Source organism: Xenorhabdus innexi, assembly GCF_002632485.1.
GTDB lineage: Bacteria > Pseudomonadota > Gammaproteobacteria > Enterobacterales > Enterobacteriaceae > Xenorhabdus > Xenorhabdus innexi.
The window spans coordinates 1-21,407 of sequence record NZ_NIBU01000026.1 but is presented as its reverse complement, the minus strand read 5'-3'; the positions used below and the strand labels follow the sequence as shown (position 1 = coordinate 21,407).

The window sequence follows — 21,407 nt, the reverse complement described above, 5'->3', positions numbered from 1 at the left end:
TCTGGCTCCAGAATGGTACTCAACAATGAATAATAATGAATTAATTTCTTTGCCATTAGCTGAACGGAAAAGACTACTTGAGTTAGCCAAAACCGCAAAGCTATCTCGTCAGCACGTAAAAAAAGCGGAGATCCGCCCCCAGCCCCGCAATGGTGATATACCATTGTCCTGGACACAACAGCGGCTCTGGTTTCTGACTCAGCTAGATCCCTCTGCTCAAACTGCATACCATATGTCAGTGGGGTTACATCTACAGGGTCAGCTTAACCTGAATGCGTTACAGGCCGCTCTGGACAGGATTGTTGCCCGTCACGAAAGCCTGCGGACTACGTTTATATCCGCTGAAGGAACCGCCCGGCAGATTATCGGGCATACCGACAGTGGATTTGCGTTGACGTCAGAGGATATCCGCCATTTACCAGAGCCAGAACAGCAGACCGCCGTCGAAGAACGAGCTCATCATGAAGCAGTCAGACCTTTTGATTTTACCTGTGGGCCATTACTCCGAGGGCATTTATTACATTTGGCTGAAGATGAGCATGTTCTGTTATTAACACAACATCACATCATTTCGGATGGCTGGTCTGTCAGATTATTAATTCAGGAACTGTCCGCTCTTTATCAGGCTTTTAGTCAGGGACTGCCTGATCCATTGCCGGAATTACCTCTCCAGTATGCTGATTATGTACTCTGGCAGCAGCAATGGTTACAGGGCGATGTACTGGAAACACAGCTTAATTACTGGCGTGAGCAGTTAAAAAATGCACCTGAATTGCTCGAACTACCCACTGACAAACCTCGCCCGATACAACAAAGTTACAAGGGTGACCGTGTTGATTTGGCTCTGTCACCGGAACTGAGTGCCGGTCTGAAAAAACTCAGCCAGCGTCATGGCACAACGTTATTTATGACCCTGATGGCAGGCTGGGCGGTCTTACTTTCCCGTTTCAGCGGGCAGGATGATCTGGTCATAGGAACACCGATTGCTAACCGTCAGCAACATGAGCTGGAATCATTAATCGGTTTCTTTGCGAATACACTGGCATTGCGTATTCAATTAAGTGATAACCCCAGTGTCAGTGAATTGCTGGCACAGGTGAAGCAGCGGGCATTGGGCGCTTATGCCCATCAGGATCTCCCCTTCGAACAACTGGTCGAAGCTCTGCGCCCTACCCGCAGTCTGAGCCACAGTCCTATTTTTCAGGTCATGCTGACTCTTGATAACCAATCAGAACAAAAGCATTTTGAGTTAGCAGGATTAAAATTGAGTGAACTTCCTCTGGTCAGAGAAAGTGCTTATTTTGATTTGACTCTCACACTGAATGATACAGAAAACGGATTAACCGGTGATTTAGAATATGCCAGCGATCTGTTTGAGCGTGCCACTATTGAGCGCATGGCGGAACACCTGCATACCCTGCTGGCGGCGATGGTCGCCGATGACACCCAATCGGTGGCGGCGTTACCGCTGCTGACACCCGCGCAGCGCACGCAGATATTAACCACGTTCAGCACCACTGAAGTGGCTTACCCGCAGGATCTGTTACTGCACCAGCTTTTTGAACAGCAGGTGTTAGACACACCGGAAGCCACTGCGCTGGTCAGTAACGGGCAATCCCTCAGTTACCGCGAACTGAACCAGCAAGCCAACCAACTGGCTCATGCCCTGATCGCCAGCGGTGTCAAACCGGATGATCGGGTGGCGATTTGTGTTGACCGCAGTCCGGACATGATCCTCGGCCTGTTCGGCATTCTGAAAGCCGGGGCCGGTTATGTGCCGTTAGATCCCGATTACCCGACTGAGCGGCTGGCCTATATTCTGTCCGATTGTGCCCCGCAGTTATTACTGACTCAGGCACATTTGCAGCCCCGCCTGCACACTGACGTGCCCGTCTGGGCAATGGACGATACAGGCTATCTGAACACCGTGGCAACACAGCCTTCCTACAATCCAGACCCGAGCCAACAGGGGCTGTTACCGCACCATCTGGCTTATATCATCTATACCTCCGGCTCGACCGGCCAGCCGAAAGGGGTGATGCTGGAACACCGCCATGTGGTGAACTTTGTCCATGTCCAGTGTGACGCCAATGCCCTGACACCGGCGGATCGGGTACTGCAATTCACTTCGGTCTCTTTTGACACCACGGTGTCCGATATTTTCGCCACACTGGCAACCGGTGCCACGCTGGTGCTGCGCCCGCCCCATCTGCGCATTCCGGATCAGGCATTCAGCCAGTTCCTGCGGGATCAGGCCATCACCGTGTCCGATTTGCCCACCGCGTTCTGGCACCTGTGGGTACAGGAAATGGCCGCCGGACGCTGCGGTTTCAGCCCCACGTTACGGCTGGTGCTGGTCGGGGGCGAAAAAGCCGAACGGCGTCATTTCAATAGCTGGCTGGCGTTGCCTGAAACACAGTCCTGCCGCTGGATCAACTCCTACGGCCCGACAGAAACTACCGTCAATGCCACCATGTGGAAACCGGATAGCCAGACCGCACCGCTGGCGGGCAATGTGCCGATCGGCTACCCGCTCACCAATACCCGTGTCTATATTCTGGATACACAGGGGCAACCGGTGCCCATCGGCGTCGCCGGCGAGATCCATATCGGCGGATTAAGCGTGGCTCGGGGCTACCTCAACCGTCCTGACCTGACGGCGGAACGCTTTATTGCCGACCCGTTCAGCCCGCACACCAACGCCCGGATGTATAAAACCGGCGATCTCGGCCGCTGGCTGCCGGACGGCACGATTGACTATCTCGAGCGCAACGATTTTCAGGTCAAGATCCGCGGCTTCCGCATTGAGCTGGGGGAAATCGAGGCGCAACTGGCCCAGTGTGACGGCGTTAAAGATGCGGTAGTGGTCGCGCGGGAAGCGGAAAACGGGGATAAACGTCTGGTGGCCTATGTGATCCCTCACGCGGCAACAACACTGGATCTTATTCAATTACGTGAACAATTAAGTCACCGCCTGATGGAGTATATGCTGCCCGGCGCTTACGTTATTCTGGAAGCCTTCCCCGTCAACCCGAACGGCAAGCTGGATCGCAAGGCACTGCCCGCGCCGGACAGCTCTGCCCTTGTCCAGCGTGAGTATGCCGCACCGCAGGGCGACACGGAGCAGACACTGGCGGCTATCTGGCAGGATTTATTGGGGGTGGAACGTATCGGGCGTCATGACAACTTCTTTGAGTTAGGCGGCCACTCCTTACTGACGGTACAGGTCGCTGCCCGTTTACGGGAAAAACTGCACCTTGAAGTGACCTTGCAGGATCTGTTCACCCATCCCACACTGGCCGATTTGGCCCGGTCACTGGGGCAGGCCACCACGGCTGTTCAGCCGACGATCCTGCCCGCTGACCGCCAGCAGCCGTTGCCCCTGTCCTGGGCGCAACAGCGTTTATGGTTTCTGGCGCAACTGGACAGCGCCGCACAGGCGGCCTACCACATTGCCGGGGGGCTGGAACTGCACGGGCATCTGAATCCGGCGGCACTACAGGCCGCACTGAACCGGATTGTCGCCCGCCATGAAATTCTGCGCACCACCCTTGCCGTGATTGACGGCGAAGCCCGCCAGATCATTGGTGATCCGGCGGGCGGGTTTGCGCTGATTTCACAGGACTTCAGCCGGTTATCCCCGGCAGAGCAGCAACAGGCGATTGCCGCCGCGGAACAGGCCGAAGCCGACCAGCCGTTTGACTTTACTCAGGGGCCACTGGCGCGCGCCCGCTTGCTGAAACTGAGTGATAAACACCATATCCTGCTGGTGACCCAGCACCATATTATTTCTGACGGCTGGTCACTGAATGTGCTGATCACCGAGTTTTCGGCCCTGTATGAGGCCTTCTGCCAGCAACAGCCTGATCCGTTACCTCCGTTGCACATCCAGTATGCGGATTATGCCCTGTGGCAGCGCCAATGGTTACAGGGGGAGAAATTAAAACAACAGGTCAATTACTGGTGCCAGACCCTACAGGACGCGCCGGTATTACTGGAGTTGCCGACCGATTATCCCCGTCCGCTGGAGCAGAGCTATCGCGGGGATCAGGTCACTTTCACCCTTTCCCGTGAACTGAATGCCGGGTTACTGGCACTGAGCCAGCGTCATGGCACGACATTGTTTATGACCCTGCTGAGTGGCTGGGGCGTGCTACTCTCCCGTCTCAGCGGGCAACAGGATGTGGTGATCGGCACACCGATTGCCAACCGCCAATACCGGGAACTGGAGCCGCTGATTGGGTTCTTCGTCAACACGCTGGCGTTACGGATCAGGCTGGATGACAACCCGACCGTCGGCACCCTGTTAGCCCGGGTCAAAACCCATGCACTGGCGGCCTATGCCCATCAGGATCTGCCGTTTGAGCAGTTGGTGGAAGCATTACAACCGCCGCGCAGCCTGAGCCACAGCCCGGTCTTTCAGGTGATGATGGCGCTGGATAATACCGCCGGCTCTTCCTTCCGCTTGCCGGACCTGACCCTCAGCGACCGGCCCGCAGACCGCAAAACCACCCAGTTTGATATTTCGCTGTCTTTCAGTGAGGGGGAAAACGGCTTAGTCGGGGAACTGGAATATGCCAGCGATCTGTTTGAGCGTGCCACTATCGAGCGCATGGCGGAGCACCTGCATACCCTGCTGGCGGCGATGGTCGCCGATGACACCCAATCGGTGGCGGCGTTACCACTGCTGACACCCGCGCAGCGCACGCAGATACTGACCACCTTCAGCACCACCGAAGTGGCTTACCCGCAGGATCTGTTACTGCACCAGCTTTTTGAACAGCAGGTGTTAGACACACCGGAAGCCACTGCGCTGGTCAGTAACGGGCAGTCCCTCAGTTACCGCGAACTGAACCAGCAAGCCAACCAACTGGCTCATGCCCTGATCGCCAGCGGTGTCAAACCGGATGATCGGGTGGCGATTTGTGTTGACCGCAGTCCGGACATGATCATCGGCCTGTTCGGCATTCTGAAAGCCGGGGCCGGTTATGTGCCGTTAGATCCCGATTACCCGACTGAGCGGCTGGCCTATATTCTGTCCGATTGCGCCCCGCAGTTATTACTGACCCAGGCACATTTGCAGCCCCGCCTGCACACTGACGTGCCCGTCTGGGCAATGGACGATACAGGCTATCTGAACACCGTGGCACAACAGCCTTCCTACAACCCAGACCCGAGCCAACAGGGGCTGTTACCGCACCATCTGGCTTATATCATCTATACCTCCGGCTCGACCGGCCAGCCGAAAGGGGTGATGCTGGAACACCGCCATGTGGTGAACTTTATCCATGTCCAGTGTGACGCCAATGCCCTGACACCGGCGGATCGGGTACTGCAATTCACTTCGGTCTCTTTTGACACCACGGTGTCCGATATTTTCGCCACACTGGCAACCGGTGCCACGCTGGTGCTGCGCCCGCCCCATCTGCGCATTCCGGATCAGGCATTCAGCCAGTTCCTGCGGGATCAGGCCATCACCGTGTCCGATTTGCCCACCGCGTTCTGGCACCTGTGGGTACAGGAAATGGCCGCCGGACGCTGCGGTTTCAGCCCCACGTTACGGCTGGTGCTGGTCGGGGGCGAAAAAGCCGAACGGCGTCATTTCAATAGCTGGCTGGCGTTGCCTGAAACACAGTCCTGCCGCTGGATCAACTCCTACGGCCCGACAGAAACTACCGTCAATGCCACCATGTGGAAACCGGATAGCCAGACCGCACCGCTGGCGGGCAATGTGCCGATCGGCTACCCGCTCACCAATACCCGTGTCTATATTCTGGATACACAGGGGCAACCGGTGCCCATCGGCGTCGCCGGCGAGATCCATATCGGCGGATTAAGCGTGGCTCGGGGCTACCTCAACCGTCCTGACCTGACGGCGGAACGCTTTATTGCCGACCCGTTCAGCCCGCACACCAACGCCCGGATGTATAAAACCGGCGATCTCGGCCGCTGGCTGCCGGACGGCACGATTGACTATCTGGAGCGCAACGATTTTCAGGTCAAGATCCGCGGTTTCCGCATTGAGCTGGGGGAAATCGAGGCGCAACTGGCGCAATGTGACGGCGTTAAAGATGCGGTAGTGGTCGCCCGTGAAACAGAAAACGGGGATAAACGTCTGGTGGCCTATGTGATCCCTCACGCGGTAACAACACTGGATCTTATTCAATTACGTGAACAATTAAGTCACCGCCTGATGGAGTATATGCTGCCCGGCGCTTACGTTATTCTGGAAGCCTTCCCCGTCAACCCGAACGGCAAGCTGGATCGCAAGGCACTGCCCGCGCCGGACAGCTCTGCCCTTGTCCAGCGTGAATATGCCGAACCGCAGGGAGAAACGGAACAACGGCTGGCAGCTATCTGGCAAACCTTACTGGGGCTGGAACAGGTCGGCCGTCATGATAATTTCTTTGAATTAGGCGGGCATTCCCTGCTGATTGTCACTTTAATTGAGGAGCTTCGACAGTGTGACCTTACACTGGAAGTCAGCGCAGTTTTTTCTTCCCCCACTCTGATGGCAATGGCATCGCGCATAACGGAAATCACAGATAGTGACAATGTCACTTATGCCGTTCCGCCCAATCTGATTACTGACGATTGCGGTGCTATCACACCGGATATGCTGCCACTGATCACGTTAAGCCAGAATAATATTGACCAGATTGTTACCCACGTTCCCGACGGTGTAGCGAATATTCAGGATATCTATCCATTAGGCCCGTTGCAGGAAGGTATTTTGTTCCACCATTTGCTGGAAACAACCGGTGATATTTATCTGGATAATCTGCTGATGACTTTCGACAGCCGGACACGTCTGGATACATTCCTGCTGACATTACAACAGGTGATTGACCGCCATGATATTCTGCGCAGTGCATTCCAGTGGGACAACCTGCCGGAGCCGGTTCAGGTGGTTTATCGTCATGCGCTTCTGCCCGTGACCGAATTGGCGCTATCAGCCGGTACTGATGCACTACAGCAATTAAGTGAAGCGACCGATCCTCGCCTGATAAGGATGGATATCACTACCGCACCACTATTATCCGCCAACATTGTCAAAGATCCACATACCGATCATTGGCATCTGGCACTGCTTTATCATCATCTGGTTTGTGATCATCTGTCACTGGAAATGATATTTAATGAAGTGCAGATGTTGCAGCTCGGGCAAAAAGCGTCTCTGCCTCCTTCTCTGCCTTATCGTAATTTTATCGCTCAGGTTCGGGCTGTTCCGCTTGAGAAACATCAGGACTATTTCCACCAGCTTCTGGGGGATGTAGACGAACCGACTCTGCCCTTTAACTTAGTTGATGTGCAGGGAAATCACGATGAGCAACATAAGATAGAAGAGGCCGGACTGGCACTGGATGATAAGTTAGCGCATCAGATACGTGATTGTGCCCGCCAACAGGGGGTCAGTGCTGCCGTTCTGTTCCATGTCGCATGGGCGCAGGTTCTTGCACAGTGCAGCGGGCGGGAAGATGTGGTTTTCGGCACCGTCTTATTAGGGCGTTCACTAAAAGGTGCAGATACGTCTCAGGTTCTTGGTATGTTCATCAATACCCTGCCGGTACGGGTTATGTTGCAGGAGCGTACTGCGCAACAGGTGGTGCAGGAAACTTACCAGCAACTCAGCTCATTGCTTGATCATGAACAGACGCCGCTAGCCATCGCCCAGCGTTGCAGTGGTATTCAGGCACCTCAGCCACTTTTCAGCAGCCTGCTTAATTTCCGTCATAGCCAGCGCAGCGAACAACAAACCGATTCCCCCGTATGGGAAGGCATTCAGATCGCCAGCAGTGAAGAGCGCAGCAATTACCCGCTGTCATTGGATGTGGATGATTTTGATGACGGTTTTGCCCTGACCGCCCAATGCAACCGCCAGATTAACCCTGAGCGCATTAATGCTTATATGAATGAAGCGTTGAAAACACTGGTGATGGCATTACAGGAAATACCGAAACAGGATATTCAGTCCCTCAGTATCCTGCCACCAGCAGAACGCATCCAATTATTGGAGAGTTTCAATAGTGCCAACGTTGAGTGCCCGCAGGATATGTTACTCCAGCAACTGTTTGAACAGCAGGCAGCCCTCACGCCGGATGCTATCGCGCTGATCCACGCAGAGAACATGAATGGAGAGTCTCAGCTTACCTACCGTGAACTGAATCAGAAAGCCAACCAACTGGCTCATGCCCTGATCGCCGCGGGTGTGCAGCCTGACGATCGCATCGCCATTTGTGTCGAGCGTGGTCTGGATATGGTGATTGGTTTGTTCGGTATCTTAAAGTCCGGCGCGGGCTATGTTCCGCTGGATACGGATTACCCGACCGAACGACTGAACTTCATTCTGTCAGATTGCGCTCCGAAGTTATTGCTGTCCCAGCAGCATTTATATGACCGTTTATCTACCGATACGCCGGTATGGATGCTGGATGATGACAGTCATACCGAATGTATGGCACAGCAGCCAATCCATAATCCGGCACCGCAGCAACTGGGACTGACTCCGAATCATCTGGCTTATATCATCTATACCTCCGGCTCGACCGGTCAGCCGAAAGGGGTGATGATTGAGCACCATAACGTGGTTAATTTTGTCTATGTTCAACGTCAGACCAACGAACTGACAGCGGCTGACCGTGTACTTCAGTTCACCTCTGTGGCGTTCGATACCACCGTCTCGGATATTTTCGCCACGCTTGCCGCAGGTGCAACCTTAATTATGCGCCCCTCGGAGCTACGTGTTCCTGATAATAATTTTGCTCAATTCCTGCAACAACAGCAGATAACAGTGGCTGATTTGCCCACCGCATTCTGGCATCTGTGGGTACAGGAAATGGCCGCCGGACGCTGTGGTTTCAGCCCTTATCTGCGTCTGGTTATTGTCGGCGGGGAAAAAGCTGAACTGCGCCATCTGATGAGCTGGCAGGCACTGCCGGAAACCCGTTCATGCCGCTGGATGAACTCTTACGGCCCAACGGAAACCACCGTTATCGCCACCGTGTTAAAAGTAGACAGCCATCCTGCCTATAGCGCGGAGACGCTGCCAATTGGCTACCCGCTTGCCAACAGCCGTATCTATATTCTTGATACACGAGGAGAGCCTGTACCCATCGGTGTTTCCGGTGAAATTCATATCGCAGGTGCTGGCGTGGCACGGGGTTATCTGAACCAGCCTGAACTGACGGCAGAACGTTTTATTCCCGATCCATTCAGCCATCAGACCGATACCCGGATGTATAAAACCGGTGACTTGGGACGCTGGTTGCCGGACGGTTCGATTGAATACCTCGGACGTAACGATTTTCAGGTCAAGATCCGTGGCTTCCGCATTGAACTGGGTGAAATAGAAACTCAACTGGCAGCCTGTGAAGGCGTCAAAGATGCTATTGCGATAGTCCGTGAAGACCCGGTTAGTGACGACGGAACAGGTGATAAGCGTCTGGTGGCTTACCTTGTTCCACAACCTGATGCTCAACTGGAAATCACTGAGTTACGTGAGCAACTGAGCCATCATCTGCTGGATTATATGATCCCCAGTGCTTTTGTCATATTGGATGCTTTCCCGCTGAACCCGAACGGCAAACTGGATCGTAAAGCACTGCCTGTTCCTGACCGCTCTGCAACAGCCACACGAGAGTACAAAGCACCACAGGGTGAAACGGAGCAACAACTGGCGGCTATCTGGCAAACCTTACTGGGGCTGGAGCAGGTCGGACGTCATGATGATTTCTTTGAGCTGGGAGGTAACTCCTTATCCATCATGCAATTATCAACCAGATTGCAGGAAGAGTTTCATCTGGAAATTTCAATTACGGACATTTTCCGTCATTCAGCATTAACCAAACTGGCTGAACTTATCTTATCAAAACAGGTGCAAACCTTTTTTGAGCAGGATATTGAAGATATTCAAAAAGAGCTGGAGAACCTATCTGAAGAGGAATTGCTTGCCATGTTGAATGGAGAACAAGCAGAGGGAGAGAAACTATGAGCAAAAATGAACAGACACTGAATCAGCTAAGACAAGCGGTACTCCAGAAAAAACTGAAAGAACGCATGCAAAAGAGTCTGGCAACCGAAAAAGCACCGATTTCTGCCCGCGATCCACAACAGGAGGTTCCGTTATCCTGGGCGCAACAGCGCCTGTGGTTTCTTGCTCAGTTAGATCCGGCTGCCCTGACTGCATACCACATTCCTGCTGCCCTTCACCTGAAGGGCCAGTTGAATATAACTGCATTACAGGCCGCACTGGACAAAATTGTCGCCCGTCATGAAATCCTGCGTACCACGATTGCAATGACAGAGAGCAGCACAGGAGAAGAAGGAAAAGCCCGCCAGATTATTCATGATAAAGAGTTCGGCTTTTCTTTAACGATACGGGATCTCAGCCCGTTAACTGATGATGAACGTCAGGCAGCTATTCAGAGCGCCATAAAATCTGAAGCCAGCGATCCTTTCGATTTTGAAAACGGCCCCCTCATTCGGGGGCAGTTATTCAGACTGGCAGAAGATGAAAATATTCTGTTACTGACCCAGCACCATATTGTTTCAGATGGATGGTCAGTTAACGTCATGATGCAGGAGTTTTCCACTCTTTACCTGAGCTTCTGTCACGGGCAGCCTGATCCGTTACCACCATTAAAAATCCAGTATGCTGATTATACCCTCTGGCAACGGCAGGAATTACAGGGCAAGGAACTGGAAAACCAACTGGATTACTGGCGTAATACGCTACAGGATGCGCCAACGCTGCTGACACTCCCCACAGACAGACCCCGACCGTCAAAGCAGACTTATGCCGGGGGAGAAGCAACCGTGACGTTGTCACCTGATTTAACCGGAAAACTGAAAGCCTTTGCTCAACGCCACGGCATTACGTTATTTATGACTCTGCTGACCGGCTGGTCAGTGCTGCTTTCCCGCCTCAGCGGGCAACATGACTTGGTTATCGGTACGCCGGTTGCCAATCGTAAATATCGCGATCTGGAGCCACTCATCGGCTTTTTTGTCAATACATTAGCGCTGCGGGTTCAGTTACAGGGGAACCCGACCGTCAGCGAATTACTGGCACAGGTGAAAACAGATACGGTCGCCGCTTTTGAAAATCAGGATCTCCCGTTTGAACAATTAGTTGAAGCGTTGAAACCACCACGCAGTCTGAGTTATAGCCCGATTTTTCAGGTTATGATGTCTCTGGATAATACGCCCGGACAACAACAGTTCGAATTGCCGGGATTAACTATCAGTGAACTGGATTTATCCGACAACAGCTCTCACTTTGATCTCTCGCTGTCACTGCATGACACTGATGATGGATTAATCGGCGAACTGGAATATGCCAGCGATTTGTTTGATCACGCCACTATGGAACGTATGGCGGGTTATCTGCAAACACTATTAACTGAAATGGTGGCAGATGACACTCAGCGTGTGGCTGACCTGCCGCTACTGACGCCGAATCAACGTGATCAATTACTGGCTGATTTCAATGCCAGAACAGCGGATTATCCGCAGGAAATACTGCTCCAGCAACTCTTCGAACAACAGGTCGCCCACTCTCCCACCAGCCCGGCCCTGATCAGCGGAGAGCAACAACTTAGCTATCATGACCTGAACCAGCAGGCTAACCAGCTTGCCCATGCGCTGATTACTGCCGGTGTACAACCGGATGACCGGGTAGCAATCTGTGTTGAACGAGGCACAGATATGATCATCGGGCTATTCGGTATTCTGAAAGCCGGTGCCGGTTATGTCCCGTTAGATCCGGAATACCCGACTGAACGGCTGGCTTATATTCTGTCAGACTGTAAGCCGAAGCTGTTACTGACTCAGAAACATTTGCAAAGCCGCCTGACTACCGAAGTACCTGTCTGGGTAATGGATGATGACCGCTATCTGGCTGATGTGGTAAAACAGCTGTCCTACAATCCGGAGCCGTCTCAACTGGGGCTGAAACCGCACCATCTGGCCTACATTATTTATACTTCCGGCTCTACCGGACAACCAAAAGGCGTGATGATTGAGCACCGCAATGTGGTCAGTTTCGTCCATGTTCAGCGGGAAACGAATGAACTGACAGCGTCTGATCGGGTGCTGCAATTTACTTCCGTGGCTTTTGATACGACGGTATCCGATATTTTTGCCACTCTGGCCGCCGGAGCAACGCTAGTGTTGCGCCCTCCCCATCTGCGTATCCCGGATAAAAACTTCAGCCAGTTCTTACAGGAACAGGCCATTACTGTTTCCGACCTGCCGACAGCGTTCTGGCACTTATGGGTGCAGGAAATGGCCGCCGGACGCTGTGGTTTCAGCCCCTCTTTACGACTGGTCATTGTCGGCGGTGAAAAAGCGGAACTACGCCATTTCAATACCTGGCAGACTCTGCCTGAAACCCAGTCCTGCCGCTGGATTAACTCCTATGGCCCGACTGAAACCACGGTTATCGCCACAGTCTGGAAACCGGACAACGATGCTGCCTCTCCGGCAGGTACAGTACCCATCGGATACCCGCTCACCAATACCCGTATTTATATTCTTGATACACAGGGACAACCCGTTCCTATCGGGGTTGCGGGGGAAATTTATATCGCTGGTTCAGGTGTCGCCCGTGGTTATCTGGATCGTCCTGACCTCACCGATGAACGTTTCGTGACCGATCCGTTCAGTCAACACGCTGATGCCCGCATGTATAAAACCGGTGATCTCGGACGCTGGTTGCCGGACGGAACGATTGAATATCTGGAACGTAACGATTTTCAGGTCAAAATACGCGGATTCCGCATTGAGTTAGGTGAAATTGAAGCAAAACTGGCACAGTGTGATGGAGTCAAAGATGTTGTCGTCACAGCCCATGAAGACGAAAGTGGTAATAAACGTCTGGTCGCTTATCTGATACCACAGCCGGAGACAACGCTGGAGATCCTCCGGTTACGCGAACAGCTCAGCACACAGTTAATGGAATATATGCTGCCCGGTGCTTACGTCATTCTGGAGGCTTTCCCGCTGACACCAAACGGCAAGGTCGATCGTAAAGCGTTACCGGCTCCCGACCATACGGCAATCATCAGCCGTGAGTATCAGGCACCGGAAGGTGAAGCGGAACAACAACTGGCAATCGTCTGGCAAGAACTGCTGGGACTGGAACAAATCGGACGACAAGACAACTTCTTCGAGCTGGGCGGGCATTCACTGTTGGTTGTCAGCCTGATTGAAAAACTGCGCCGACACAACCTCGGCATTGATGTCAGCGCGGTTTTCTCTTCACCGACACTGGCTGCTATGGCTGCCTGTTTAACCCGACAAACCGGAACTGATACAGACAGCCCGGCTGTACCGCCAAACCTGATCCCGGATAACTGCCAGACAATTACACCGGATATGCTGCCACTGGTGACACTGTCTCAGGATAATATCGATCAGATAGCCTTACAGGTGACAGGCGGTGTCAGTAATATTCAGGATATCTACCCGCTTGGGCCACTACAGCAGGGCATTCTGTTCCAGCATTTACTGGAAACTGAAGGCGATATTTATCTCGATAGCGTGATCATGACTTTTGACAGCCGCAAACGGCTGAATACTTTCCTGACAGCGATGCAGAAAGTGATCGACCGACACGATATTCTGCGCAGTGCTGTCCAGTGGCACAACCTGCCTGAGCCGGTACAGGTCGTCTATCGCCATGCTCCGCTTCCTGTCACAGAGCTAATATTCTCAGCGGAAGAAAGCAGCACCGAACAACAACTACGCCGTCATACTGACTCTCACTCAACGCGTATGGATATCACAAAAGCCCCGTTGTTATCCGCTAGCATTGTTCAGGAGTCACAAGACGATTCCCCACAAAATGCGCGCTGGTTGCTGGCTCTGCAACACCACCATCTGGTTTGTGATCACCTGTCACTGGAAATCATATTCAGTGAAATTGAAGCGCTATTACTGGGTCAGAGCGAAGACTTACCTGCCCCTCAGCCTTATCGTAACTTTATTGCCCAGACCCGAAACGTTCCGCTGGAAAATCATCAGGCTTATTTCCAACAACTGTTGGGCGATGTTGAAGAACCCACTCTGCCCTTTGGCCTGCTCGATATACAAGGTAATCGTCACCAGATTGCGGAATCCGTCTTCATGCTGGACAACGAACTGGCAAAAACAATACGGGATTGCGCCCGTCAGCAGGGGGTCAGTGCTGCCGTTCTGTTCCATGTCGCATGGGCGCAGGTGCTGGCAAAATGCAGCGGACGGGATGATGTGATATTCGGTACTGTCCTGCTAGGGCGCTTACAGGGAGGCGAAGAGGCATCAAGAGTACTGGGAATGTTTATCAATACCCTGCCGGTACGCATTATGTTACAGGAACGTACGGCACAACAGGTAGTACAGGAAACTTATAGGCAACTCAGTAAATTACTGGCACATGAACAGGCTCCGCTGGCAGTTATTCAGCGTTGCAGCGGAATTCCCGCTTCTCTGCCTCTGTTTAACAGTCTGCTCAATTTCCGTCACAATTCCCCGGATAATGAACAGGAGTTTTCACCAATCTGGGAAGGAATAGAGACACTTGATACCGGAGAATTAAGCAACTATCCCCTGTCGCTGGATGTAGATGACTTTGATGACGGTTTCTCACTGACTGCTCAGACCAGTCAGCAAATCGATCCGGCCCGTATAAATGCCTATATGGATGTTGCCCTGAGAGGGCTGGTCAGCGCATTACAGAAAATACCGGAGCAAAATATTCAGTCTATTCCGGTTCTGCCCTCAACTGAGTACTCGTTGTTACTCAAAGAGTTCAACGGTACCAAGATCGCCTACCCGCAGGATATCTTGCTGCAACAACTTTTCGAACAGCAGGCCGCGCTTTCACCCGATGCCATTGCGCTGATCAGCAGCGAAGAACCAAGCGGTAAAAAACAGTTCACTTATGCTGAACTGAACCAACGCGCCAATCAACTGGCCCATACCCTGATTGCCGCGGGCGTACAGCCGGATGATCGCGTGGCTTTTTGTGTCGAACGCAGTGCGGACATGGTGATTGCCATGCTGGCAATACTAAAATCCGGCGCGGGCTATGTGCCGCTGGATTGTGAATACCCGCAAACGCGGCTGGCTTATATTCTGTCAGACAGCCAACCTAAGCTGTTGTTGACTCAACAACATTTACAGACAAATTTATCTGCGGATATGCCTGTCTGGGCACTGGACAGTCATCATCATCTGGATGCTATGGCAGGCCAGCCGACACACAACCCTGATCCGCACCAGCTTGGGCTGGAGCCACATCATCTGGCTTACATCATTTATACTTCCGGCTCTACCGGACAACCTAAAGGCGTGATGATTGAACACCGTAATGTGGTCAATTTTGTTCACGTTCAGCGGGAAACGAATCAACTGATACCGTCGGATCGCGTACTGCAATTTACCTCTGTCGCCTTTGATACCACCGTATCAGACATTTTTGCCACACTGGCAAGCGGGGCAACATTAGTCCTGCGCACACCGGATATACGTATACCGGATGCCTCTTTTACCCGGTTTTTGCAGGAGCAACGGATCACCGTTTCCGATTTACCCACCGCTTTCTGGCACTTATGGGTACAGGAAATGGCAGCAGGTCGCTGTGGTTTCAGCCCGTACCTGCGGCTGGTGATTGTTGGGGGTGAAAAAGCCGAACTCCGGCATTTTATGACCTGGCAATCCATGCCGGAAACTCATTCATGCCAGTGGATTAACTCCTATGGCCCGACGGAAACGACCGTTATCGCAACCGTATTGAAACTGGACAGCCATATTCCTTATCAGGCAGAAACCATGCCAATTGGCTATCCGCTTACCAATAACCGCCTCTATATTCTGGACAGCCACGGACAACCTGTTCCTCTGGGTGTTTCAGGTGAAATTCACATCGGAGGAGCTGGCGTTGCCCGTGGCTATCTCAATCGTCCGGATCTGACTGATGAGCGTTTTATTCCAGATACGTTCAGTGAGCAGCCGAATGCCAGAATGTATAAAACCGGTGATTTAGGCCGCTGGCTGGCTGACGGTACGATTGAATATCTGGAACGTAATGACTTTCAGGTGAAGATCCGCGGATACCGTATCGAATTAGGTGAAATAGAAACCCAACTGGCGGCCTGTGCCGGAGTCAAAGATGCCATTGTTATAGCACGTGAAGATGAAAACGGTGACAAACGTTTGGTGGCCTATCTGGTCGCACAACCGGATATCACACTGGATATCGTTCATCTGCGTGAAGATCTTGACTCCCGCCTGATGGAGTATATGGTGCCCAGCGCTTTTGTTGTGCTGGATGCTTTCCCGCTGACCCCGAACGGAAAACTGGATCGACAGGCTCTGCCTGAGCCGGATCACACCGCAATTGTCAGCCGCGAGTATCAGGCGCCTCAGGGTGAGAACGAACAACTGTTAGCGGTCATCTGGCAGAATTTGCTGGGACTGGGACAGGTCGGACGGCATGATAACTTCTTCGAACTGGGCGGGCATTCACTATTAGTGGTCAGCCTGATTGAACAACTGCGTCAGCGTGGGTTCACTCTGGCTGTCAGTGCGGTCTTTTCTGCCCCGACACTGATAGCAATGGCTGATCGTCTGGCTGAAACCGCAACAGACAACAGTATTACTTATCATGTGCCACCCAATCTCATTCCTGACGATTGCCGTGCGATTACGCCGGATATGTTACCGTTGGTCACACTGACACAGGATAATATTGACCAGATTGTGGCTGATATCCCTGATGGCATTGCCAATATTCAGGATATTTACCCGTTAGGGCCATTGCAGGAAGGCATTCTGTTCCACCATTTGCTGGAAACAACCGGTGATACCTATCTGGGTAACCTGCTGATGACTTTCGACAGTCGTGAACGTCTGGATACATTCTTGCAAACAGTCCAACTGGTTATTGAACGTCACGATATCCTGCGCAGTGCCGTATATTGGGAAAACCTGCCGGAGCCGGTACAGGTCGTTCATCGCCATGCCCTGATGCCTGTCACAGAGCTGGAATTATCACCCGAAATCGATGCTGAACAACAACTGCGTGATAGCACTGATCCTGACAAAATACGCATGGATGTGACTAAAGCGCCGTTATTGGCTGCCAGTATCGCCAAAGACCCGCATAGTGACAAATGGCTGTTATCTTTACTGCACCACCATCTGGTTTGTGATCACTTATCTCTGGAATTGGTCTTCGATGAAGTCAATACCCTGTTGCAGGGGCTGCCTGAACAACTGCCACAACCTTTGCCTTACCGTAACTTTATTGCCCAGACTAAAAACATTCCGCCCGAACAATATCAGGCTTACTTCCAACAGTTGTTGGGGGATGTGGAAGAACCTACGCTGCCATTCGGATTATCGGATGTTCAGAATAATAATGGTGGGATCACGGAAGATGTTCTAACGCTGGATAATGATTTGGTTCTGATGATTCAACAATGTGCCCGTCAGCAGGGTGTCAGTGCTGCGGTTCTGTTCCATGTTGCATGGGCACAGGTTCTGGCGCAGTGTAGCGGGCGTGACGACGTTGTTTTCGGTACGGTTTTATTGGGAAGACTACAAGGCGGTGAAAAAGCTGAACGGATATTGGGGATGTTTATCAATACCCTGCCTGTCAGAGTCGTTCTGCAAGGACGAAATATTCAACAAGCGGTACAGGAAACTTATCAGCAACTGAGTCAACTGCTGATACATGAACAGGCTCCGCTGGCAGTGGCACAGCGTTGCAGTAGCATTCCGGCTTCTCTGCCACTGTTTAACAGCCTGCTCAATTTCCGTCACAGTTCCCTTGATAACGAAGACGATCTGTCACCCGTCTGGAAAGGAATAGAGACACTTGATACCGAAGAGTTAAGCAACTATCCCCTGTCACTGGATGTTGATGCCTATGATGACGGTTTTGAACTGACGGCTCAATGCAGCCAGCAGATTGATCCGGCTCGTATTAATGCCTATATGATAACTGCATTAAGAGAACTGGTGGCTGCATTACAAAGCACGCCCGATCTGGCTGTTCAGGCTATATCTGTCCTGCCGCCGGAAGAAAATTCACAGTTACTGGTGGAGTTTAACGGTGCTGAAATCGCTTATCCGCAGGATATTCTGCTCCACCAGTTATTTGAACAACAAGCCATTCTCTCACCGGATGCCACGGCGCTAATCAGTTGTGAAGGGCTAAGTTTTGAAAGAATAAGCGGTGAAAAACGGGATAGTGAAAAACAACCCACTCAAAAACAGCTCAGTTATGCTGAACTGAACCAGCGGGCGAACCAACTGGCTCACGCTCTGATTGCCGCAGGCGTACAACCGGATGATCGGGTAGCTATTTGTGTTGAACGCAGCCTGGATATGATTATCGGCCTGTTCGGGATACTAAAAGCAGGCGCAGGTTATGTACCATTGGATACCGATTATCCTACTGACAGACTGGCCTATATCCTGTCGGACTGTAAACCGAAGCTATTACTGACTCAAAAACATTTACAGAACCGTCTGGCAACAGAAGTTCCTGTCTGGCTGATGGATAGTGAAGAACATCAACTGACTGTGGCACAGCAACCCACACACAACCCTGAGCATCACCATTCGGTGCTGACGCCACATCATCTGGCCTATATCATCTATACTTCCGGCTCTACCGGACAGCCCAAAGGCGTCATGATAGAGCATCGTAATGTGGTGAATTTTGTTCACGTTCAGCGTCAGACCAACGAACTCACCCCTGCTGACCGTGTACTGCAATTTACTTCTGTGGCGTTCGATACCACCGTTTCAGATATTTTTGCCACACTGGCAACCGGTGCAACGCTGATCCTGCGACCGACTGACCTTCGCGTACCGGACAACAATTTTGGTCATTTCCTGCGGGAACAGCAAATTACCGTCACCGATCTCCCCACCGCTTTCTGGCATCAGTGGGTACAGGAACTGGCTGCCGGACGATGTGGCTTCAGCCCTTCCCTGCGTCTGGTGATCGTCGGTGGTGAAAAAGCAGAGCTTCACCATCTGACTCTCTGGAAATCACTGGCTGAAACGCAAACCTGCCGCTGGATTAACTCCTATGGGCCAACAGAAGCCACTGTCATCGCAACGGTATTAAAAGTGGATGGTCATTCCCCTTATACCGCAGCAACGCTTCCTATTGGTTTCCCATTAACCAACACCCGTATCTATATTCTGGATAGACAGGGACGGCCTGCTCCGCTCGGTGTTTGCGGAGAAATTCATATCGGCGGTGCAGGCGTTGCCCGTGGTTATCTCAACCAGCCTGAACTGACGGCAGAACGTTTTATCCCTGACCCATTCAGCCACCAGCTCGATGCACGGATGTATAAAACCGGTGATTTGGGCCGCTGGTTACCGGACGGTACGATTGAGTACCTCGGCCGCAATGATTTTCAGGTCAAAATACGTGGGTTCCGTATCGAGCTGGGAGAAATTGAAGCCAGACTCTTTGCTTACCCCGGTATCAAAGATGCAATTGTTCTCGTACGGGAAGATACGCCGAATGATAAACGTCTGGTGGCCTATCTGGTGCCACAACCGGATACCACCCTCGACCTGGAAAATCTGCGCCACTCGTTGCACGTTCACTTAGCCAGCTATATGGTTCCCGCTGCTTTTGTGATTCTGGAGGCATTCCCGCTGACACCGAATGGCAAGCTGGATCGTCGGGCATTACCAGCGCCGGATAAATCTTCGGTTATCAGCCGCAGCTATGAAGCCCCCATTGGGGAAACAGAAGAGATAATTGCAGAGATATGGCAGGATGTACTCCGGCTGGAACAAGTTGGACGCCATGATCACTTCCTTGAGCTTGGCGGTCACTCCCTCTTAACCTTGCAGGTTATTACCCGTCTGAATCAGGTTTTAGATAAAGATATCGGTATCCGCGACCTGCTGGTTCACCCGACCATCAGTGAACTGGCTACGTTCATCCGGTCAGATACATCACTTCCGGAACAGAAGAATGTAGTGACTATCCGTCAGGGGAATGGCAATACCTCACTGTTCCTCATTCACGCAATCAATGGTGATGTTAATTATGTTTACGATCTTGAACCCTATATAGATGATGACGAGTTATCAATTTATGGCGTTCTTGCCAGTGAGACCTACGCCGAAGAAGACATACAGCTCACCCTCAACGACATTGCTCAGGAATATATCAAATACATTCGTCAGATACAGCCGCACGGCCCTTACTATCTGGCTGGCTGGTCATCAGGCGGAACTATTGCTTATGAAATATCCCGCCAGTTAATAGGTGTTGGTGAAACAGTGAACTTTATCGGATTACTGGACACTACGTCTAACTACTTAGTTGATTTTTCAGCAGAAGAGCAACACGCAGGAATGGTTTCTGAAAAAAGCCTGACTCTGCTGGAACTGGTACCGGAAGGCACTCCGGATGATATCAGGAATGAATTTGAAAAATTAGCTGATAACCGTGATTACGATGAAATGTTGGCGTTAGCTGAGAAAAATAATTTGTTACCGCCGCAGGTTACACGAGAAAATGTCAGTGATTTTGTTCAATTACGTCATAATCTCTCTGTTGCTGCTTATTATTATATTCCATCGGCAATAGATGCTGACGTCACTCTATTCAGAGCGACTGAGGAGATCAGTGAAAGAGGAAAGGATCTCGGATGGAGTAAAATTTTACCGCCTGAGCGTCTGACGATTATCCCTATTAAAGGTGATCACACATCTATTATGGAACAACCAAATATACGGAATATGGGCAAAGTATTAGCCACTGTAATAAAGGATAATAAGTAAATAACAAACCACTTCCACCGGAAGTGGTTTAAGAGTAACAATAAATAACGCCCGAAAAACGGGCGTTATTATTTATATATCAGACAGTTCAAACATGTAACACTAATGGTTTAAATAACAAACAAAAATACATCAATGCAATACAAATTAACTGCTACAATGAAATTATTAATTTATATTAATTCCCTAGTGTTCCAAAGCAGAACAATTCTTGATGAAAAAATCAAACTTTATATAGTTACGCAATAAATAAAAGAGTTTATTTTTAAACACTCTCTTTTTAGTGCATTACCAATATAATCCATTTCCCTTACTTTTAAGTTCCTATATCATAAAGCATAAACTCATAAGATAGATTCATAACAGAATTCATCTTATAAGATAATATCAACGAGACAACATAATGCAAGAGACGGACAATAAAAAATCGACTGAAGCTGATAAGATAAAAAATTAGAATCTGCTGATATATACGACTGGGGTATATCATATAATCCCTTGGATTCGACTAATAAGTGCAATTTCTAAGAAAGGCGGTCAGTTGCTATAGTAGGCATCTTTCTCGCCAAAGGAAAATGCACTATGACCTATACACA

2 protein-coding genes are annotated in these 21,407 nt (G+C 51.3%); both read left to right on the top strand.

Features of this window, described 5'->3' with window-relative positions:
- Positions 1-25 precede the first annotated feature (25 nt).
- Entirely contained in the window at positions 26-9,991 is a 9,966-nt protein-coding gene (locus Xinn_RS11580; RefSeq protein ID WP_099137655.1) for a non-ribosomal peptide synthetase, read from the top strand.
- A complete protein-coding gene (locus Xinn_RS11575) occupies positions 9,988-20,811 on the top strand; it encodes a non-ribosomal peptide synthetase (protein WP_086952977.1) in 10,824 nt (3,607 codons plus the stop codon). Before Xinn_RS11580 ends, Xinn_RS11575 begins: the two co-directional genes overlap by 4 nt.
- Positions 20,812-21,407: the final 596 nt, after the last annotated feature.